Genomic DNA, 18,003 nt, shown 5'->3' with positions numbered 1-18,003 from the left:
AATGTTTATTTCACGTTAATCAACATGGCTTATTGCAACTAGCAAGCCAACTTTAAATCATAATAAATATCAATCAGTTAAAATCAGACCAATAAGTTTCATCTTGATTTGAGTCACTTATGTCCCGTTTGAAATTGGTTGTTTGGGTCACTTATGTCCACTCGTTTTTTCAGTGAGTGATCATTTGTTATTTTTTACTCTAATCAGAAGTCCCCGTTCTAAAATCGTGCTTATCGATATTGTGTTTTTTCAACTTTCGGTACAGCGTTTTTCTTGGTAAGCAGAGCTTTTCTGCTGACGCATTAATGTTTCCCTGAGTGTCGAGCAGAGCCTGTGTGAGCAACTCTCTTTCGTAGCTGTCCATTTGCATCTCAAAATCCAGCTCTTGCCCAGGAGGAGATTGCACGCCTTTGTCCAGATTGAACCCATCTCCCACAATACCTAAAGCAAACCTATCAACCACATTTCGTAGTTCTCGAATATTACCCGGCCAGTCATGCTTACTCAGTTGCCCTAAAAGCTCAGGGTGAAACTCAGGCTGTTCTAGCTGATATTTGTGGCAAGCTTGCAGGACGAAATGTTTGAATAGTGGACGCAAGTCTTCCAGTCGCTGATTAAGCTTAGGTAAGTTAATACAGGCGAGATTAAGTCGATAGAAAAGGTCTTTGCGAAAGGCCCCTGTTTCACCGAGCTTCGCAAGATCGGCTTTACTAGCAGCAACAATCACCAGATCGACGGGGATCAGTTCATTGCCACCAACCCGTTCCACCACTCGCTCTTGAAGTACCCGAAGCAATTTTATCTGGACGGAAATAGGCATGCTTTCGATCTCATCGAGAAAAAGCGTTCCACCATTGGCCTGCTCTATCTTTCCTATTCTCTTTTTGTTAGCACTGGTAAATGAGCCCGCTTCATGACCAAACAGCTCACTCTCAATAATGCTTTCTGTCATCCCCCCACAGTTTATCGCCACAAAGGGTTTGTTTTTTCTACGACTAAAGCGGTGTAAGGCTTGGGCGACAACTTCCTTGCCTGTTCCTGTGTCCCCATTAATGATGGTATCCACTCCTGTTTTGGCAAGCACTAGGATCTGCTGTCGAATAGACTCCATCGCCGCAGAGTCTCCAATAACCACCTCCTCAATGGTTTCTGTGTCGCGATTAGTCGATGTGCCTTGAGCCAATTCAAACTGACGCTTCTCTAATGCCTTAGTTAGTTTGGCCACCAACACTTGAGGTGACAAAGGCTTCTCTAAAAAATCAAAAGCGCCAATTTTCATCGCTTCGATCGCCATCGGGATGTCGCCATGCCCACTCATTAAAATCACGGGCAACCCCGGCACTCGTGCATGGACCAAGCTCAGTAAAGATAAACCGTCAATTTCTGGCATTTTAACGTCGCATAGTAGAACGGCAGGGCTTTCGGGTCTTAGAAAGGTCAGCCCTTGCTTTGCATTGGTAAAAGCATTGACGGCAAAACCTTCGAGTTCCAGCATTTCACTCAAGGCGTCAACCACATCAACTTCATCGTCGATTAATACCACCTGCTTAATCATCTTGTTGCTCTCCTTGCCCTTGGGCTGAATCATAACTACGTAACCCTATGCTAAATTCCGTCCACTCCCCCAGTTGAGAGTCAGCCGATAAGCTACCACCAAAATCTCTGATTATGTTGTAAGCAATGGATAACCCCAACCCAAGCCCTTTGCCAACACTTTTACTGGTGTAGAAGGGGTCAAAAATATGAGACAAATCATCGGGGTCGATACCGCTTCCGTTATCTTTAATCAATAATAAAACCTGCTGAGAATGCTGCTTGATTTGAATCCGAATCGTCGGGTTCTCGCTCTCTTCTACCGCATCCAATGCGTTACCCAGCACATTCACAATGACTTGTTCAAAGCGTATTCCATTTGCCAGCACTGACACATGATCATCAGGTTCTGAATCAGTGGCCATCTCAATACGACAGTTCAGCTCATTAATTCTAGATTCCAGTAACTCTAGGGCTTCAAGCGTCACCGCTCTAACATTAACCTGTTCCAGTTTGCCATCAGATTTTCGAGCAAAAGACTTAAGGTGACGGGTGATGGTGGACGTTTTTTCAATGAGCTTAGCGATCTTCGTCAGATTGGTTTTGGCTCTTTCTGGCTGCCCCTTGTCTAACCATAAAGATGCGCTGTGTAAGTGACTATTAACCGCGGTCAATGGTTGATTGATCTCATGAGTAATACCAACACTTAATTCCCCTAAAGCGGCCAATTTACCCGCCTGTACAAGTTCGTTCTGCGTGGACAATAACTGGTGGTTGGTTTGCTCTAATTCCTGAGCGGTTTGCTGGAAAAATCGAACGTCTTTCGCCATTTCGGTCATTTCGTCACGCCCCTTCAGCTCAACTTCGGTATCAAGCTTGCCGGAGGCGATAGAACGCATACTCAGTTGTAACGCTTTAACCCGCTCTAGGATATTCTTTCTTACATAGAACCAAGAGATCCCTGCCGCCGCCAACAGACTGAATAGTGCAAGAATGAGCGACAAACGGTTGTTTCGAGTCAGCTCTTTCCCCGTAAGGGCGATAGCCGAGTCTATTTTCTTGTTCACTCTCGCGGCATAGCTTTCTATTTGCACCGCCAGTTGATGCAAATGCGTTTGGCTGTTATCAAGTAAAAAGCTTTTTTGGTAGCTAAGATCCAAAAGCTGGTTTTTCAGCTCAAACAATCGGCCCTTTCTCGACATTACGTTGATCATTGTATTTAAGCGTTCATTCAGATCAGGGTAGTTTAGGGCTAAGTTCCCTTGATTCCACAGAGCTAACCACTCCGCACCTAGCTCTTCGAGCCTTATCATAGTGTTATCTAATTCATTGTAGGTTGGGTCGTTATAGAGCTTTTCTGCCAAGCCCGCTTGGTAATACAACAGTGCTTTCAAACGAGGGTAGTCTATTTTTGATTGGTCGCCGTCGGGGAGTTGCCGCAATAATTGCACCGATTCAAACAGCAAAGGAAAAAGCCCATCGAGTAGGCTTCTAAACTCTTTATTCAATTGTTGGGATTTCGCTTCGCTTAGATAAAGTAAATTAAGGCTATTACCGATCTGAGTGATCAGCTCTTTAAAGTAATTATTGTAATCAGGGAAGTTGACCATAATTTTATTCATGGTCTCGATATATGACTCTATGTCCTTTATCGCTTTATTACGTTCTATGTTTGATTCTGAAGAGAGAATAACCGATGACGTCGCGATGATTCGTCTACCCATCTCATTAAGCCGCGAAGCCGCATCCAGCGCCGCCATGTCTTGTTCCTGAATTTTGGTCAGCCGTGCTTGAGTCTCTTTGAAGGTATGAAAAGACATCGTCGCGACTAGTAGAGTCGTCAATGAGAGCACACCAAACGCAAGTATGAGTCGAAAACCAATTCCTGACCACTTCATATAAAAGCCCTAACACCAGATCTATAGGTATCACAGTTTCTCATCAATCCCTCCCAACCAATTCTCGAGTAAATTAGATCAGGATTGTTATAACACCAAAAATTAACATCCTGTAATGGCACTGTCACAAATACGTATTTTCAACGGGGTGCTACCGACGAGATGGTTTAGCGACAAGTTCCCTTAGAAAAATGTACAAAAGAGAATCATATGAATGAGGTTGGATTTAAAATTAACGAAGTAGATAATGGGGATGTTGAGGAAAAGGAGAGCTTTAAACTCTCCCTTTTACTAACGAAAAAGTGGATGGGTCAAAAGTGTCACAATCTAAATTGACTTACCAACGTATCTAGCTGAGTTGATAATTGTTTTAAATGAACACTACTCGTTGTCAGATATTCCGCCACTTCCGCCGTTTCAACCGTCGATTGATTTATTCCTTCAATATTGCGGTTAATTTCATGCACCGCACTTGATTGCTCTTCTGTGGCCGTCGCTACCTGAATGTTCTGATCGCTAATGTGATCAATATGAGTACTGATCTGATGAAGTGAACGATTAGCGTTATCTGCGTGCTCAACCACTAATAAGCTCTGCTCTTTACCTTGAGACATCGCACTAACCGCTCGATTCGATTCACTTTGTAGCCGATTAATAACACCTTGAATCTCTTCAGTAGAGCTTGCAGAGCGACTCGCTAGGTTTCTTACTTCATCTGCCACAACTGCAAAGCCTCTGCCCTGTTGACCTGCACGAGCTGCTTCTATTGCAGCATTAAGAGCAAGCAGATTGGTTTGCTCTGATATACTTCGAATCGTGTCTAGTATCGAACTGATGTCTTCTACTTGGCCCGCCAGTGATACAACGACTTGCGTCGCTTGATCAAGATCATCGGTTAATTCGGTAATTTGCTCACGCGCTTCGTTAACCACTCCTCGCCCACTTTCAGCTTGATTGGTTGCCTGCTTTGCAACACCCGCAGCTTGAGCGGCGTTATTGGCAATTTCACTCACCGTTGCACCAAGCTCATGTATTGCCGTGGCAACCTGTACCGTACTATCTCGCTGAGAGGCGCAGTTATTTTGCGTCAGCTGAGCACGTTCAGATACTTCATTTGCCGTGATCGCTAATTCATTCGAGCTTTTAGCGACCTCTTTAATTGACTGATGAACCTTTTCAATAAAGGCATTAAAACTATTACTGATTGCCGTTAACTCGTCTTTTCCTTTCAAATCGATACGAGTATCCAATGCCATTTTCTCTGCGGCAGTCGCAATCGCCTGCTGCAGAAAGGCGACACGCTTTTTAAGACTGATAACCATAGAGGCTGACGTGAAGAAAGAGAGAAGCATCGCGATAGCAATAATTGCAATCATGGCATCTCTACCCGATTGGTATTGCTGTTGGCTAATTTGATTCTGCTGCTCAGCCTGCAAAAGAAGCGAGTCTAAAATTGCATTCGCGTGTTTACGTAAAACGCCATAGGTCTTTGCATATTTATATCGATAAACCTGACGAGCCGCATCCATATCCCCCGCTTCAAATGCTACTAACATAGGGTTAAGCTCAGTTTGAACCATCAACTCAAAGCTACTTAATAATCGCTCTACTTCTTTCTTGTTTTGTGGATCAACTTGAGCATTCACCGCGTGTTCAATGGCTTGACGCATCTCTGGAATATCTTCTACACGCGTCTCTTTAACTCTCGTTAGCACCCCCTTTTCATCACGTAATAAGGTGTCTTGATCTTGCAGTAACATCATATCAATGCCCACTCTCATACGAGGGATCCGAGACGCCACCTCCGCCATTGAACGCATTGGCGCTGAGGTATTTAAGTAGAGTTGTTCTGACTGATTATGGATTTTCGACATGCTGTTGAAACTGGCTAAGCCGACGATGATTAATGCTAAGCAGGGTAATAAAATCACAAATATCAATCGTGACTGTAGGGTAAATCGATTGGCTAACATTGACTCTTTTCCTTAAGACTTCCATAACTTAATTTAGAGGCGAAGATAGCATGAATATTATTCTGATTTTTCTAACCAGCATCGATTTACCAATGAATTTAACACTTTCAATAAGCTCAATGAATTTAATAAATTTAATGAATAAAACTTACACCCAATATCATCTAACCCTTGTTGGCATAACCTTAAGGTATGAGTGTAGCTCGCCGTTTTTATACTCAATAGCGGAGTAAATGCTGTTTTCGCTCGACCCAATCACATTGAATTGATAACGGTTATCGCCTTTTACAATCGAAATTGTGAGCATTCCATCCACTAGCACCCATTCCCCTGTGGTATGTAAACGATCGAACAGTTTGAACTCATCTAACGTTCCATCAGATTTAAGATTCAGCTCTGTAATATAACCACCTGTACAGGATTTAATCCAAAGGGAATCGAGCACTTCATTTCTCTGAATATCGCTTTTAGTCGCAAGCCATTGCTTATACTCTTCTATCTCTAACCATTGGCGATCGACAGCATCAACGTCTATTGCTGGAGAACTAATTGATTCTCGGTGAAACAGCTGTAAATAGATTTGTTCTTTCGTCATATTTCTCATCACTCTGTTTGCTCATCAATATACTGGTTTTCAGCGCATTTATTTTTCAATACTAGCTGGCATTATCTTATTCTCTGATACACCAACTAAGTTCTATAGCCCCACACAGCATCAATTAACTTAACCATCAACTCTTTGGATACGCCATCTTTGTCTAAGCTAGGTAGGTATTCGACAAAATCCGCACCAACAAATTTTGGACTCTGTGCCAGCGTATGTACCAAAGTTAAAGCTTCTCTTGCCGTTAAACCACCCACATTAGGCGAACCAACTGCACGAAAGATTGAGCCGTCCAAAGCATCATAATCAAACGATAAATAGATTCGGTCGTACTCTCGTTCTAATTTAATCATTAGCTCACGGAGAACCACAGAGAATCCTCGTTCGTCTATCTGCTGCATATTGTAGTTAGTGATGCCCAATGACTCTATCAGTTGATGCTCATTGAGCATTAAATCACGGACTGCGACATAATAAACATCACTTGAAGATAAGGTGATATCTGGGGCCACATGCCAATTGTGGTGTGGATAGCGATCCATTAGCAACGCAAGCGGCTTGCCGTGTAAATTACTCGCCAAGCTATCATTGCAGTCAGCATGAGCATCGACCCAAACAACGGCGACCTTTTCTCCCTGCTTTTGTTGGTAGTGAGTTAGCATGGCTTGCACCGTTCCTAAGGCAATAGAATGATCACCACCAACGGTGATAGGGACACGCCCATCATTTAAACTACGTTCGATTCGCTGTTGGAGTTGACGACAATAAGTGGCTAGTGCTTGTTCTTTACTATCTTGGTCAATGAGCTCTAGGACTTCCGAAGACGCAATGATATCTCCTACATCCTTAATATCTGCCCCCCAACGCGTGTTACGAACATGGATCCAGTCAGTTAGTCCAATCCAACTCTGTTCATTAAGTTCTCGGAGTCCATCTACCGTGTTTTCTGTTGTAGGGTGGCAGCCCAGAAGATTAAACGGCGCACCAATAATATCAAATTTCCTTTTCATTCCATCGCCTTAGCTAAGGGTATCTACCTTCAATCTATTCAGAAATGCTAAGTAAGTAAAACGCTAGTTTAAGCGATGCGATCCTTGCTATAATTCGCGCCGAATTCATGAAATTTTACTTTATAAATAACGACAGGCGTCTAATGATCCCCACCTCCGCTAAATCCATTATTATTCTCGATTTCGAAACCACGGGCTTATCACCAAACATGGGAGATAGAGCCATTGAAATTGGTGCGGTGAAACTTGAAAACGGTCAGGTTGTCGATAGCTTCCAGCAACTGATGAACCCAGGATTTCGCGTGAGCAGTTTTATTGAAAACTATACTGGCATTACCAATAACATGTTGACGCAAGCGCCTAGTAACGCTCAAGTCATGAATGAGTTTTGCGATTTTATTCAAGACAGCCACTTGGTCGCACACAACGCTTCGTTCGATAAACGATTTCTTGATGCCGAGCTAGAATTAATCAATCGAGACTACAACGGTGAGTTTGTTTGCTCTTTATTAGTCGCAAGACGGTTAATTCAAGACGCTCCAAGCCATAAGTTGGGTGAGCTGGTTAAGCATCGCCAAATAGAAAATGACGGCGTTTTTCACAGAGCGTTAGCCGATTCAGAAATGACCGCCAAATTGTGGCTTTCTATGGTGAATGATGTTGAATCGGTGACTTCCGATGAAGCCAGTTTTTCGTTTATGAAAACAATCAGTAAAACCCAAAAGGCTTCCGTTGATGCGCTGCTGCATAAGGCGAAACAATAGTTCAGTTCTAGCTCCATTGGCTGAAAGCACTTGGAATGCCATACACGCGTGTTACACTGCGCGGCTTAGCTGTTTTGCCAAAAGCTAGATTGCTAAAAATCGAGTTAGCTCTTTTATCTATACCAATTACTTATACCGAGACAATCAATGCCATTTTCTAAATTAGGATTAAGCGATCCACTTCTACAAGCCATCAATGAACTGGGTTACGACAAACCAACCGAGATTCAACAAAAGGCGATCCCGCTTGTTCTATCAGGGCAAAACCTGATTGCTGCGGCTCAAACTGGTACTGGTAAAACAGCAAGTTTCGTATTACCTATTCTAGAAATGCTGAGTAAAGGTGAAACGCAGCGTAAGAAACGTATCCGTGCGTTGATCCTGACACCGACTCGCGAACTGGCGATTCAGGTTAATAACAGCATTACCGAATATGGTAAGCACCTTAACCTAACCTCAACAGCAATCTACGGTGGCGTGAGCGAAAAGCCTCAGAAGCAATTACTGATTGATGGCATTGATGTTCTAGTTGCAACTCCAGGTCGTCTATTGGATCTGTACGGTCAACACGCAGTTCACTTTGAAGAAGTGGAAACATTTGTTCTTGATGAAGCAGATAGAATGCTCGACATGGGCTTTATTGAAGACATCAATAAGATCATTGCTCGCCTGCCTCAAAACATTCAAAACTTACTGTTCTCTGCGACATTGTCTAATCCTGTTCGTGAGCTTGCTAGAACAGCAATTGATAGTCCAGCTGAAATTTCTATTGCTAAGCACAGCGCATCAAAAGACAGTATTGAGCAGTGGTTGATTACCGTTGATAAAGATAAAAAATCTGCGCTACTGAGCCACCTAATCCAAGAGAACGATTGGGACCAAGCACTGATCTTTATTGAAACGAAGAAAGGCGCAGCCAAGCTTGTATCACAACTTGAAAAACGTGGCATTCCTGCGGAGTCTTTCCACAGTGGCCGAAGCCAAGACGTTCGTTCTCAACTGCTTACTGACTTTAAAGATGGCAACATCAAGTTCTTAGTCGCTACAGGCGTTGCTGCTCGTGGTATCGATATTGAAAACCTCACTCGAGTGTTGAACTACGACATTCCATTCCCAGCAGATGAGTATGTTCACCGAATTGGTCGTACGGGCCGTGCGGGTGCTAAAGGTGAGGCGATCTCATTTGTGTCACGAGACAACTTTAAGAACTTGTGCATGATTGAAAGCCGTTTAGGCCATTTAATTGAGCGTCGTGAGATTGAAGGATTCACACCAAGCAAAGAAGTCCCGATTTCAATTTTGAACTACGTGCCTAAGCATAAGCGCGAGCCTAGAGATTAAACGTAAACAAAGATATTAAAGAACAACGCTAGTCGGGCGTACTGTTAATTAAAAAGAGAGCGAATTATCGCTCTCTTTTGCTATCTATGGACTTATTCTCTAAGTCAGCGGTCTAGTCTAGTTCGACTGACAGACACAAACTGGCGTAACTGCTTCTAAAGTACTCCCGCTAAACGTTAACGATCCTGTTTCAACGTTTCGCTTGTAACTCACCAACGAGTTGGAGTTCTGATTTGCCACCACGCACCATAAGCCATCACTACTAATAGCAAAGTCTCTAGGAAACTTCCCTTCGGTTGATACAGACTCTTGCCATTTAGGCAGCGACCCATCAACTGAAAATATCGAGATCTGATTCTGATGACGACACGATACGTAAAGGAACTGTTCATCAGGTGATAACTTTATCGCTGATGCCGCTTCACCTTTTTCTTGTTCAGGTAGCAAGTCGGTTTCATCAACGACTAGCCATTCATCATCAATATCTTTTAATGTAATTAGGGTCTCTGAAAGCTCACACACCACATATGCGGTTTGCTCTAATGCATTAAACACCATATGACGAGGACCATTACCCGCAGGCATCGCTACACTTTGAACTGGCAAGGCATTAAACGTGAGGGTTGAACGGTCGTATTGATAAAAGTGAATCACGTCAGCGCCAAGATCAACAACCGCTAACTGGTCACGAGTTGAAAGAAAAGTAACTTGGTGAGCATGAGGAGACGTCTGTCTATCGAGATTAACGCTGCTGCCATCAACAAAAAGATCCGCAACTAACTCTTGTGGCTGTCCATTAGTATCAAGGGTACAAATATTAACGTTCCCTGAACCATAATGAGCAATCGCAATGAATTGCTGCTGCTTGTCTATCGCTAAGTGGCAAGGAGAGTCACCAATTAAGTCAATGGCATGCAGTGTAGAACCAATCAACGTATGTAATTGTGGTGGGCAGGCTTTCTCTACTTCATTGGCGGTATAAACGGCTTGTGCTGTCGCTGTAACATAAGAAGGATTTTTAGTTTGTAGCATCACATGCTTGTGTATCAATTTACCAGTGTTCTGGTTTAACTCCACACGAAGCATTCCCTCACTAGACTCAAGACCATCGCTATAGCATCCGATATTAAAATCCATTCATTCCCTTAATTTTTATTTAGTTAGAAGAGCTTATAGCTCCAGTCTACTATAAATATTCAAATTAATAGGGTGAGCTAGATTCAATATTCTGTGAAATAAAAGTGATTTGATATGAAATTTTGTCGGATTTGAACACTTTCTGATGATCGGCATTTTTCAGAATAATAAAAGAAAAAACCCACTAAGCTTTCACTTAGTGGGTTTTCTGTTCTTACTCGCAGCAATCCGGCTACAAATGATGCTCCCTGCATCGAATCCTTGATAGTAGGCTGATTCCTTCAGCGCTTTCCTTATCATCGCCATCCTAGCGGTGTCCTTGGCAATCCTGCCCGTTAGCTATCCTCGCTAACTCACATCACCCAATCCTTGAGTAGTGTCCTAACTTCATCATCCTGATAAAGATTTATCTTATTCCTTTAAGCGTCCATTAACCTATCCGGTAACCATCCAAGTTACTAGCATCCAGCTAATGTCCTTTGCAATCCTTGCTGATTACTCATCCTGAATAATCATATCTTCGTCCTGAAGATGACCAATCCTTGGGTCTTTCCTGTTCCGTGTCTGCTCCCTGCTGACAACATGGTTAGAATACGCTTATCCCTGCTCTCGGGCAATTATCGTATTACATAAATCGCACCATCCAAATAGTTCAATTAACATACACACCCAATAATAACAACAACTTAAAATCACAACACTGCAGTTATCTTCGTACGATGCTTCTATAATCTCACAGCATTGTAAGAGATCTCGCACAAGCCTAGTCGCTAAACTAGAAAACCCTAGGTAAAGTGTTCCTTTCAATTGGGCGTTTTGCATACAACATTGTCATCGAATGATACGATATTCACTTAAATTACTAGATGAATAGCATCATTAAGACGATATACTGGTCACTGACGTCACCAATTAGATTTTCAATTAAGGAGCTTCAATGGTCTCAAAATGGTCACAACGTTTTTTTCAAATGGCTGAACTGGTCGGCTCTTGGAGTAAAGACCCATCAACTCAAGTTGGTGCAGTGATTACGAAAAACAATCGCATCGTCTCTGTTGGATTTAATGGTTACCCTCATGGTATCTCTGATAGTGCAGATACGGATGACCGTGATATGAAGTATTTGAAGACTCTGCATGCAGAAGAGAATGCCATTCTTTTCGCAAAACGAGACCTTGATGGATGTGAAGTATGGGTGACCCACTTTCCTTGCCCTAATTGCGCAGCAAAGATCATTCAAACAGGTATGTCTTCGGTTCATTGCCCGGAGCAGACAGAAGACTTTTTATCACGTTGGGGCGACAAGATTAAGATAAGCCAAGATATGTTCTTGCAAGCAGGCGTTAAGGTGAATTGGCTTCCGCTAGATTCGCTGAAGTAGCTATATTAAATACGCTATTTATCACTTCAAGTAATAAAGTCTCGTTCAAGGTTAGTGCCTTAAACGAGACTTTTTCATTTTTCGCTTAGTGTTTACTGCTTAGTGCTTAGTGCTTAGTGCTAAATCTACGCAAGCTTCAACTGAGTAAAAATATCGAACAATTGCTGTGATTTATATGGTTTGGGCAAATAGGCATCCATACCAGCATCAAAGCAGCTCGCAATCTCTTCATCTAATACACTCGCGGTGAGTGCAATAATTGGCATCTTAGCTTTACTATTTTTAACCTCCCACTCCCTGATTTTTTTAGTTGCGGTCAGTCCATCCATCACAGGCATCATGCAGTCCATTAAAATTGCAGTAAACGTTTCACCTCTCGTTATAGCTTCTACTGCCTCTAAACCGTTACTCGCAATACTGTATTCCATTCCTATTTTGTCTAAGAAAAAGCTCGCGATCTTCTGGTTCATTAAATTGTCTTCAACCACTAATACACGATTACCTATATACGGGGGCTGTGACATAGAAGCGGCTTCAATCAGCGTAGCAGAAGCCGATGTACGGTTACTGGCACATTTAGATAACGTATTAGCGAATCTACGCCCCAGGATGGGTAGCGTTATACTGGCCGTGACTAAAGCAGCAAGATCTGGAGATATATGAAGGTGATGTTGGCAAGCTATTATTTCTGCCGTAGGGAATTGATCTCTTAGTTTTGTAACGTCTTGATGAGCACTTGCATCCCCCGACTTACAATAAAGAATCAACTCATAAGGTGTTATATCTGCCTTACACTTTTCAACATCGAGGTAATGAGTAACAGCGACTCCATATTGCTGACATTCTCGGCTGATCATATCAGCGTAGTTTGAGCTGTTAGATACTAATAATGCACGTAACCCAATATTTTTTGGTTCTGGCTGAGTTTCCGATACCGTAATGGGGATCTTACATTCAAAGCTACTACCAAGCCCTTTCGTTGATTCTACCGTTAAGGTTCCTTTCATTAATTCGATAAGTTGACAACATATTGCTAAACCAAGCCCTGTACCACCGTACTTCCTGGTAATACTTCCATCTTCTTGAGTAAATGGATTAAAGATCGTGTTAAGTTTCGATTTATCGATGCCAACACCTGTATCAATCACTCTAATTTTTATAAATGATTGTTCGCCTTCCATAAAAATATTCAGCTTAGTGGTAACCAATCCGCGAGTTGTGAATTTTACGGCATTAGATAGTAGGTTCATCAAGATCTGTTTTAATCTAAATTCATCAACTTGAACTCGAGCAGGAATGTTCTCATCAATTTCGATGGCAAGTTCGACCAATTGACTGATTGATTTTCCGGTCATCATATTAACCGATTCATACACAACTTCTTTAATATCAATGTCATTTGGTGATAACACCAAATTACCAGACTCAATTTTCGATAAATCCAAAATATCATTAAGAAGAACAAGGAGTGATTGAGATGATGTATCGATATCATCAAGGACATCTTTTTGGCTTGTATTTAGGTGGCTTTCAGACAAAATTTCCGTCATGCCTATGATGCCATTAAGAGGGGTACGAATCTCATGTGACATGTTCGCCAGAAATGCACTTTTGGCCCTATTAGCTGAAACGGCTGCTTCTTTTGCCTGAATTAGCTTTTGCTCGTGCTCTTTTTGCTCAGCAATAATTCTATTTAACCCATGAGCAAATCGGGTAAACTCATCGTTTCCATCCGTAACAATCAAATCAACTTTTGATTGACCAATTGACCCCATTGTTGTCAATATTCTCTTAAGCTTAGTGTTAATTCGGTAAAGGGTACTTGTACCCCAAAAGAACATAAACACCACAAAAACAAGCCCAGCTAATGAGATCGCCAATATCTGTCGCTTGGCCGACTTAACACTGATTTCTAAATTAGAAGACAATAAATCAGTAAACATGGAAATTTGCTGTTTGACCAAACTATGTCGTTGTTCAATATTACTGATATATCCTTTTAGCCCACTCGCAGTTATTTGATCATTTAGTGCTTTCTCCTTAACCATACTGCCTTGAGTAAACTCTTTTCGAGCAAAAAGAGAAACCAATGATTTTAATTGTCCACTATCGGCACCAGTTATGAATTTATCTAAATAGAATTGCTGACGCTCAAACACTTGGAAATAATCATGACGATAATCTGCGTATGACAAATTTTGATAAGCGATGGCCTGTACAAGCCAAGCTTCTCGTTGCATCCAAAATAAAAACCAGTTTAAGTCACTAAACACTAACTCTAGTTCATGAATACTTAATGAGGATGCATGGCTATTGGCTTTGTGTAGTTCACTATTAAGCTCGTAAACCACTTCAAATATCAGATTGCCCAAATCAATCATTTCATCATTAGCCGATTGTTCAAGATCCTGAACTAGGTACTTTAAATCTTCGATCTGAAGAATAACTAAGTTACTGCTTTGCATGCCGTGGTGACTATGTTCACCGGTATGAGCAATAGAAGCGAGTGTATCTAGCTCTGAATCAATCTCTTTAAGTTTCATCGCAGATGTAGCTGTATCTTGCTGTAACTTTGAGGTAAGTAATTGGTAAATTTTATTGCTAATACCGGACAGTAGTTCGAGAGATTCGACTTTCTCTGTCGTTATTGTATAGCTGTGTAGCCGCCCCTGAATCATACCAATTGACGAGTATGAGAAGCCTATAATAATCACCAACGGGACTAAACATAAAACGATAAGCCTAAGTTTTATCGACAATTTTGTTAAAAGCATGTAGTTATTTTCCTTGAAACTATCAGTTCCTAGCCTATGTTTAATAGTAGTCAATATTGCGTTGCATATAAGACTTTTAACATATTTTCATCAGATTCAGTTTCAAAGGAGTGTTCTTGAGTCGATTTGTCTGCCTATTTGTTCTCTATTTGATTTCCTTTCATTCAATAGCCAATGAATATGCCGTTGTCTCGCTTAATCACGACTTCCCTTCACTAAGAACTAGCCAAGTTAAGATGCTTTATCGGGGACGGCTTACCTCAATAAATGGCACACGCATGCGGTTAGTAGACTTACCCTCTGTTTCAGAACAACGCGAAGAGTTCTACAAAAAGGTTTTAGGAAAAAACCCTTCTCAAATGAATGCCATCTGGGCTAGGCAAAGTTTCTCAGGAAAGGCCAAAGCGCCTTTTGAACTCGCGTCAGAGAGCCCGTTAGATATTATTCAATGGCTCAAAAAACACAAAAACGGCATCGCCTACTTACCGATTGGCAACGTTACGATTGATATGAATATTCTCTATAAAACAGATAATTAAGGCTAGAATATGAAGGCTTGGTATACATTATTATTGTTATTATATGCGCCTTTTTCCGCTGCGCAGCTTAACCTAACAGACTCTATTCGATTGAGTGGTTTTGGTACTGTGTCCGCCGCCAAAGTTGATACACAAACCCCAGTCATTGGTAACCGAGAGATCACCGAGGATTGGTGTTTTGATTGTGATACTACACTCGGCTTGCAGCTTGATGTTGATTTCACTGACCTTTGGCGAGCTTCGGCGCAAGTAGTAAAGCGCCCACAGGATGAATTCTCTAGCCCTGAGCTTGAACAAGCCTTTGTTGAATATGCGAATAACAATTATCAAATCAAAGTCGGCAGATTAAGACTGCCACTTTATATGTATTCTGAGGTCTATTACGTATCCTCAGCCTATCCTTGGCTTCGCCTACCTATTGATGTCTATTCTTTTGATTTAGGCATTACACATTTTGATGGTGCAAGGCTAGATTGGAATGTCGATCTCTCAGATGAGGTGCAGCTGATTATAACTCCGTTTTATACATCGTCTTCAAACAGCACACAGGTGCTTTATGGGTTAGAAAGTCACATAGAGACAGGACATAGTGGCGGAATTAGCTCTCAAATTTACTACAACGAGAATGAATTCAAACTTACCTATATACGTACCGATCTTACTTTAACTGCCCCTCAGCCTATTGGCACGAGCCAATATAATATCGACTTATTAACGCTAGGAATGAGTTACTACTTAGACTTACTTCACTTCCAAACTGAAATCTTATTTGCCGATGATTTTGATGCAAACTGGTATGCAGGGTTAGATTATCCATTAGGTGACTGGCAGCCATATATTCAGTATGGGCAGCAACGTAGTAATTTAAAAAGTGAGTCATACCTGATTGGAACTAAATACAACATCACACGTCAACTCAACCTGAACGTCGAATGGCAATACATTGTAGGCCGAAAAGAAATGATCAATAGTCATTTCACTGAGCTACAAATGACATCTTCTTACGAACACTCAGCAAATATCGTTTCTATTGGCATGTCGTTTACTTTTTAAGTTGTTTAAACGATCTAGATCGCAATAATATTTAATTGAATGAAATTAATTCATTAAAACCGTGCTACAGAGCGATATCATCTAAAATTAAGTCGCGTTATTTTAAAAAGTCAATTAGCTATTAGACCGCTAATGTTGGCACTAAACTCCTGAAATCAACCCAATACCAGTCGAATATCTCGTGGTTATTTTTCCTAGCAGAATAACGCATTGCCCTTTACAATCCTGCCCCATAATAATTACAACAGTAATACTAACTGTTCATCTTCCCCCAAAGAGAGCCGTTAGCTTTGTGCCTAAGGTTTAAAAACCTATCGAGTACATTCCAATAACATAAGCTCAAATAACGAAAAGGTCCCCCACGACTATGCCTTTAGCAAAACAGAACGCTGAGAAGCACCTTCTTGATTGGCAGACTAGCCAAACGATTGCAGAATCTACTTCCCCTTTGTTAGGTCAGTTATATCGAGAGAAAGGGGTCGAAGTTATCCTCTTTGGTAAAACCCTCGTCAATGCAGACACTATCGATATCATCAAGGCTCATAGACTTTCTCGCCACTTTACTAACCAACAACTGACTCCTCAACAAACCTTCCCTATTATTCAATGCCTCGCCGCCATGGAATTGTCTCCTAGCCGAATCGATGTTGGTCAGCTTGCTCAGCAATACTGGAAAGATCACGACGACACTCACGCATTGAACGATTTTCTTCATACTGCGTTATTAAAAGCGATGGATGGCAAGACAATCTCAGAGCCTCGTGATGTGGTTCTATATGGGTTTGGTCGAATCGGTCGCCTACTGACTCGCCTATTGGTAGAAAAGAGCGGACCGGGTTACCCACTTCGCCTGAGCGCCGTTGTTGTTCGTGGTGGTAAAAAAGGTGATTTAGAAAAACGTGCGAGCTTATTGCGCCGCGACTCTGTTCACGGGCAATTTAACGGCAGCATCATTGTTGATGAAGAGCGTAAAGCCATCATAGCCAACGGTAACTACATTCAGTTTATCTACGCCAATAAGCCTGAAGAGATCAATTACAACGATTATGGCATTAGTAATGCGTTAGTGGTTGATAATACGGGTGCATGGAGAGACACCGAAGGCCTAAGCCAACACTTAGCTTGTGAAGGTGCAGAGAAGGTTCTACTTACCGCTCCAGGTAAAGATACGATTAAAAACGTTGTTTTTGGCGTGAATGAGAACGATATTCTTCCTGAAGATAAAATTATCTCTGCGGCTAGCTGCACGACGAATGCAATCACTCCTACGTTAAAGGCAATTAACGATAAATACGGCATTATCTCTGGCCATATCGAAACTGTTCACTCATTTACCAATGATCAGAATCTAATTGATAACTTCCACTCAGGTGATCGCCGTGGACGTAGTGCTTCATTGAACATGGTTCTTACTTCGACTGGTGCTGCTAAAGCGGTCTCTAAAGCACTACCAGAGCTTGAAGGTAAGCTAACCGGTAATGCGATTCGAGTGCCAACACCAAACGTGTCTATGGCAATTGCAAACCTAAACCTTGAGTCAAATACAGAGAAAGAGGAGCTGAACACTTACTTACGTGAAATGGCCCTTACATCGCCACTTTCAGCACAAATTGATTACACAGACTCTACTGAAGTGGTATCTAGCGACATCGTAGGATCACGTCATGCAGGCATTGTTGATGGCGTTGCCACCATTGCACAAGATAACCGCTGTGTTGTTTACATTTGGTATGACAACGAATTTGGCTACAGCTGCCAAGTTGTTCACTGTATGGAACAGATGATGGATGTTCGCTACAAGACGTATCCAGCTTCATTATAGCAAGTTGAGCACGCAAATAAATTAAGCCTCCACAACTACAATAATAAAAAAGCTCACCCTGTAATCGATAGTCTTTAACCACTAACAATTCATGGATGAGCTAGTACTTCTCGTTGATTTTCCGCTGATACTGGTTTCCAGTACCAGCGGCTTTTTTACACTAAAATATCGTAC

Annotated in this window: 13 protein-coding genes; 6 read left to right on the top strand and 7 right to left on the bottom strand. The window is 41.8% G+C overall.

Annotated elements, in window-relative coordinates; genetic code table 11:
• Positions 1 to 199 precede the first annotated feature (199 nt).
• The 5 genes from L4D20_RS01720 to L4D20_RS01700 form a co-directional block, all read right to left on the bottom strand.
• Entirely contained in the window at positions 200 to 1,555 is a 1,356-nt protein-coding gene (locus tag L4D20_RS01720) for a sigma-54-dependent transcriptional regulator (protein WP_428799835.1), read from the bottom strand.
• Positions 1,548 to 3,431, bottom strand: coding sequence for an ATP-binding protein (locus tag L4D20_RS01715; protein WP_428799834.1), 1,884 nt, complete (start codon positions 3,429 to 3,431; stop codon positions 1,548 to 1,550). Before L4D20_RS01715 ends, L4D20_RS01720 begins: the two co-directional genes overlap by 8 nt.
• A 320-nt stretch (positions 3,432 to 3,751) precedes the next feature.
• Entirely contained in the window at positions 3,752 to 5,404 is a 1,653-nt protein-coding gene (locus L4D20_RS01710) for a methyl-accepting chemotaxis protein (protein ID WP_428799833.1), read from the bottom strand.
• 160 nt (positions 5,405 to 5,564) lie between these two features.
• Positions 5,565 to 5,999, bottom strand: a complete 435-nt coding sequence (locus tag L4D20_RS01705) for a hypothetical protein (RefSeq protein WP_428799832.1) — start codon at positions 5,997 to 5,999, stop codon at positions 5,565 to 5,567.
• Positions 6,000 to 6,094: 95 nt separating this feature from the next.
• Positions 6,095 to 7,018: an arginase family protein gene (locus tag L4D20_RS01700; RefSeq protein WP_428799831.1), complete on the bottom strand. Its 924-nt coding sequence runs from the start codon at positions 7,016 to 7,018 to the stop codon at positions 6,095 to 6,097.
• Between the two features lie 143 nt (positions 7,019 to 7,161).
• Between L4D20_RS01700 and L4D20_RS01695 the strand changes: the two genes are divergently transcribed.
• Together L4D20_RS01695 and L4D20_RS01690 are read left to right on the top strand one after the other, a co-directional pair.
• Positions 7,162 to 7,782 (top strand): 3'-5' exonuclease, encoded by a 621-nt coding sequence (locus L4D20_RS01695; RefSeq protein ID WP_428799830.1) that lies wholly within the window; start codon positions 7,162 to 7,164, stop codon positions 7,780 to 7,782.
• A gap of 147 nt (positions 7,783 to 7,929) precedes the next feature.
• Positions 7,930 to 9,123, top strand: coding sequence for a DEAD/DEAH box helicase (locus tag L4D20_RS01690; protein WP_428799829.1), 1,194 nt, complete (start codon positions 7,930 to 7,932; stop codon positions 9,121 to 9,123).
• A gap of 117 nt (positions 9,124 to 9,240) precedes the next feature.
• On the opposite strand, the gene L4D20_RS01685 is transcribed toward L4D20_RS01690, so the two are convergent.
• The gene (locus L4D20_RS01685) at positions 9,241 to 10,260 is read right to left on the bottom strand and encodes a lactonase family protein (RefSeq protein ID WP_428799828.1); all 1,020 of its coding nucleotides are present in this window, start codon (positions 10,258 to 10,260) and stop codon (positions 9,241 to 9,243) included.
• A 937-nt stretch (positions 10,261 to 11,197) separates the two neighbouring features.
• On the opposite strand from L4D20_RS01685, the gene L4D20_RS01680 reads away from it, so the two are divergent.
• Positions 11,198 to 11,641 carry a dCMP deaminase family protein gene (locus L4D20_RS01680; RefSeq protein WP_428799827.1) on the top strand — a complete coding sequence of 148 codons (444 nt, stop codon included), beginning with the start codon at positions 11,198 to 11,200 and terminating at the stop codon, positions 11,639 to 11,641.
• Positions 11,642 to 11,766: 125 nt separating this feature from the next.
• Here the strand turns inward: L4D20_RS01680 and L4D20_RS01675 are convergent, their stop codons facing one another.
• Entirely contained in the window at positions 11,767 to 14,415 is a 2,649-nt protein-coding gene (locus L4D20_RS01675; protein WP_428799826.1) for a hybrid sensor histidine kinase/response regulator, read from the bottom strand.
• A gap of 116 nt (positions 14,416 to 14,531) precedes the next feature.
• Between L4D20_RS01675 and L4D20_RS01670 the strand changes: the two genes are divergently transcribed.
• The 3 genes from L4D20_RS01670 to L4D20_RS01660 all read left to right on the top strand — a co-directional run bounded on the left by L4D20_RS01670 (position 14,532) and on the right by L4D20_RS01660 (position 17,829).
• Entirely contained in the window at positions 14,532 to 14,954 is a 423-nt protein-coding gene (locus tag L4D20_RS01670) for a hypothetical protein (protein ID WP_428799825.1), read from the top strand.
• 9 nt (positions 14,955 to 14,963) lie between these two features.
• Complete coding sequence (locus L4D20_RS01665; protein ID WP_428799824.1) at positions 14,964 to 16,007, top strand: porin; 1,044 nt, start codon at positions 14,964 to 14,966, stop codon at positions 16,005 to 16,007.
• Positions 16,008 to 16,374: 367 nt separating this feature from the next.
• Complete coding sequence (locus L4D20_RS01660; protein ID WP_428799823.1) at positions 16,375 to 17,829, top strand: glyceraldehyde-3-phosphate dehydrogenase; 1,455 nt, start codon at positions 16,375 to 16,377, stop codon at positions 17,827 to 17,829.
• Positions 17,830 to 18,003: the final 174 nt, after the last annotated feature.

Source organism: Vibrio kyushuensis, assembly GCF_050337325.1.
Classification (GTDB): domain Bacteria; phylum Pseudomonadota; class Gammaproteobacteria; order Enterobacterales; family Vibrionaceae; genus Vibrio; species Vibrio kyushuensis.
This window is presented reverse-complemented; position numbering and strand designations above follow the sequence as displayed.

Bases quoted from the DNA above. Each gene is read 5' to 3' on its own strand.
- L4D20_RS01660 (WP_428799823.1), top strand. From the start codon at position 16,375: ATGCCTTTAGCAAAACAGAACGCTGAGAAGCACCTTCTTGATTGGCAG.
- L4D20_RS01700 (WP_428799831.1), bottom strand. From the start codon at position 7,018: ATGAAAAGGAAATTTGATATTATTGGTGCGCCGTTTAATCTTCTGGGC.
- L4D20_RS01695 (WP_428799830.1), top strand. From the start codon at position 7,162: ATGATCCCCACCTCCGCTAAATCCATTATTATTCTCGATTTCGAAACC.
- L4D20_RS01690 (WP_428799829.1), top strand. From the start codon at position 7,930: ATGCCATTTTCTAAATTAGGATTAAGCGATCCACTTCTACAAGCCATC.
- L4D20_RS01680 (WP_428799827.1), top strand. From the start codon at position 11,198: ATGGTCTCAAAATGGTCACAACGTTTTTTTCAAATGGCTGAACTGGTC.
- L4D20_RS01705 (WP_428799832.1), bottom strand. From the start codon at position 5,999: ATGACGAAAGAACAAATCTATTTACAGCTGTTTCACCGAGAATCAATT.
- L4D20_RS01720 (WP_428799835.1), bottom strand. From the start codon at position 1,555: ATGATTAAGCAGGTGGTATTAATCGACGATGAAGTTGATGTGGTTGAC.
- L4D20_RS01710 (WP_428799833.1), bottom strand. From the start codon at position 5,404: ATGTTAGCCAATCGATTTACCCTACAGTCACGATTGATATTTGTGATT.
- L4D20_RS01675 (WP_428799826.1), bottom strand. From the start codon at position 14,415: ATGCTTTTAACAAAATTGTCGATAAAACTTAGGCTTATCGTTTTATGT.
- L4D20_RS01685 (WP_428799828.1), bottom strand. From the start codon at position 10,260: ATGGATTTTAATATCGGATGCTATAGCGATGGTCTTGAGTCTAGTGAG.
- L4D20_RS01665 (WP_428799824.1), top strand. From the start codon at position 14,964: ATGAAGGCTTGGTATACATTATTATTGTTATTATATGCGCCTTTTTCC.
- L4D20_RS01715 (WP_428799834.1), bottom strand. From the start codon at position 3,431: ATGAAGTGGTCAGGAATTGGTTTTCGACTCATACTTGCGTTTGGTGTG.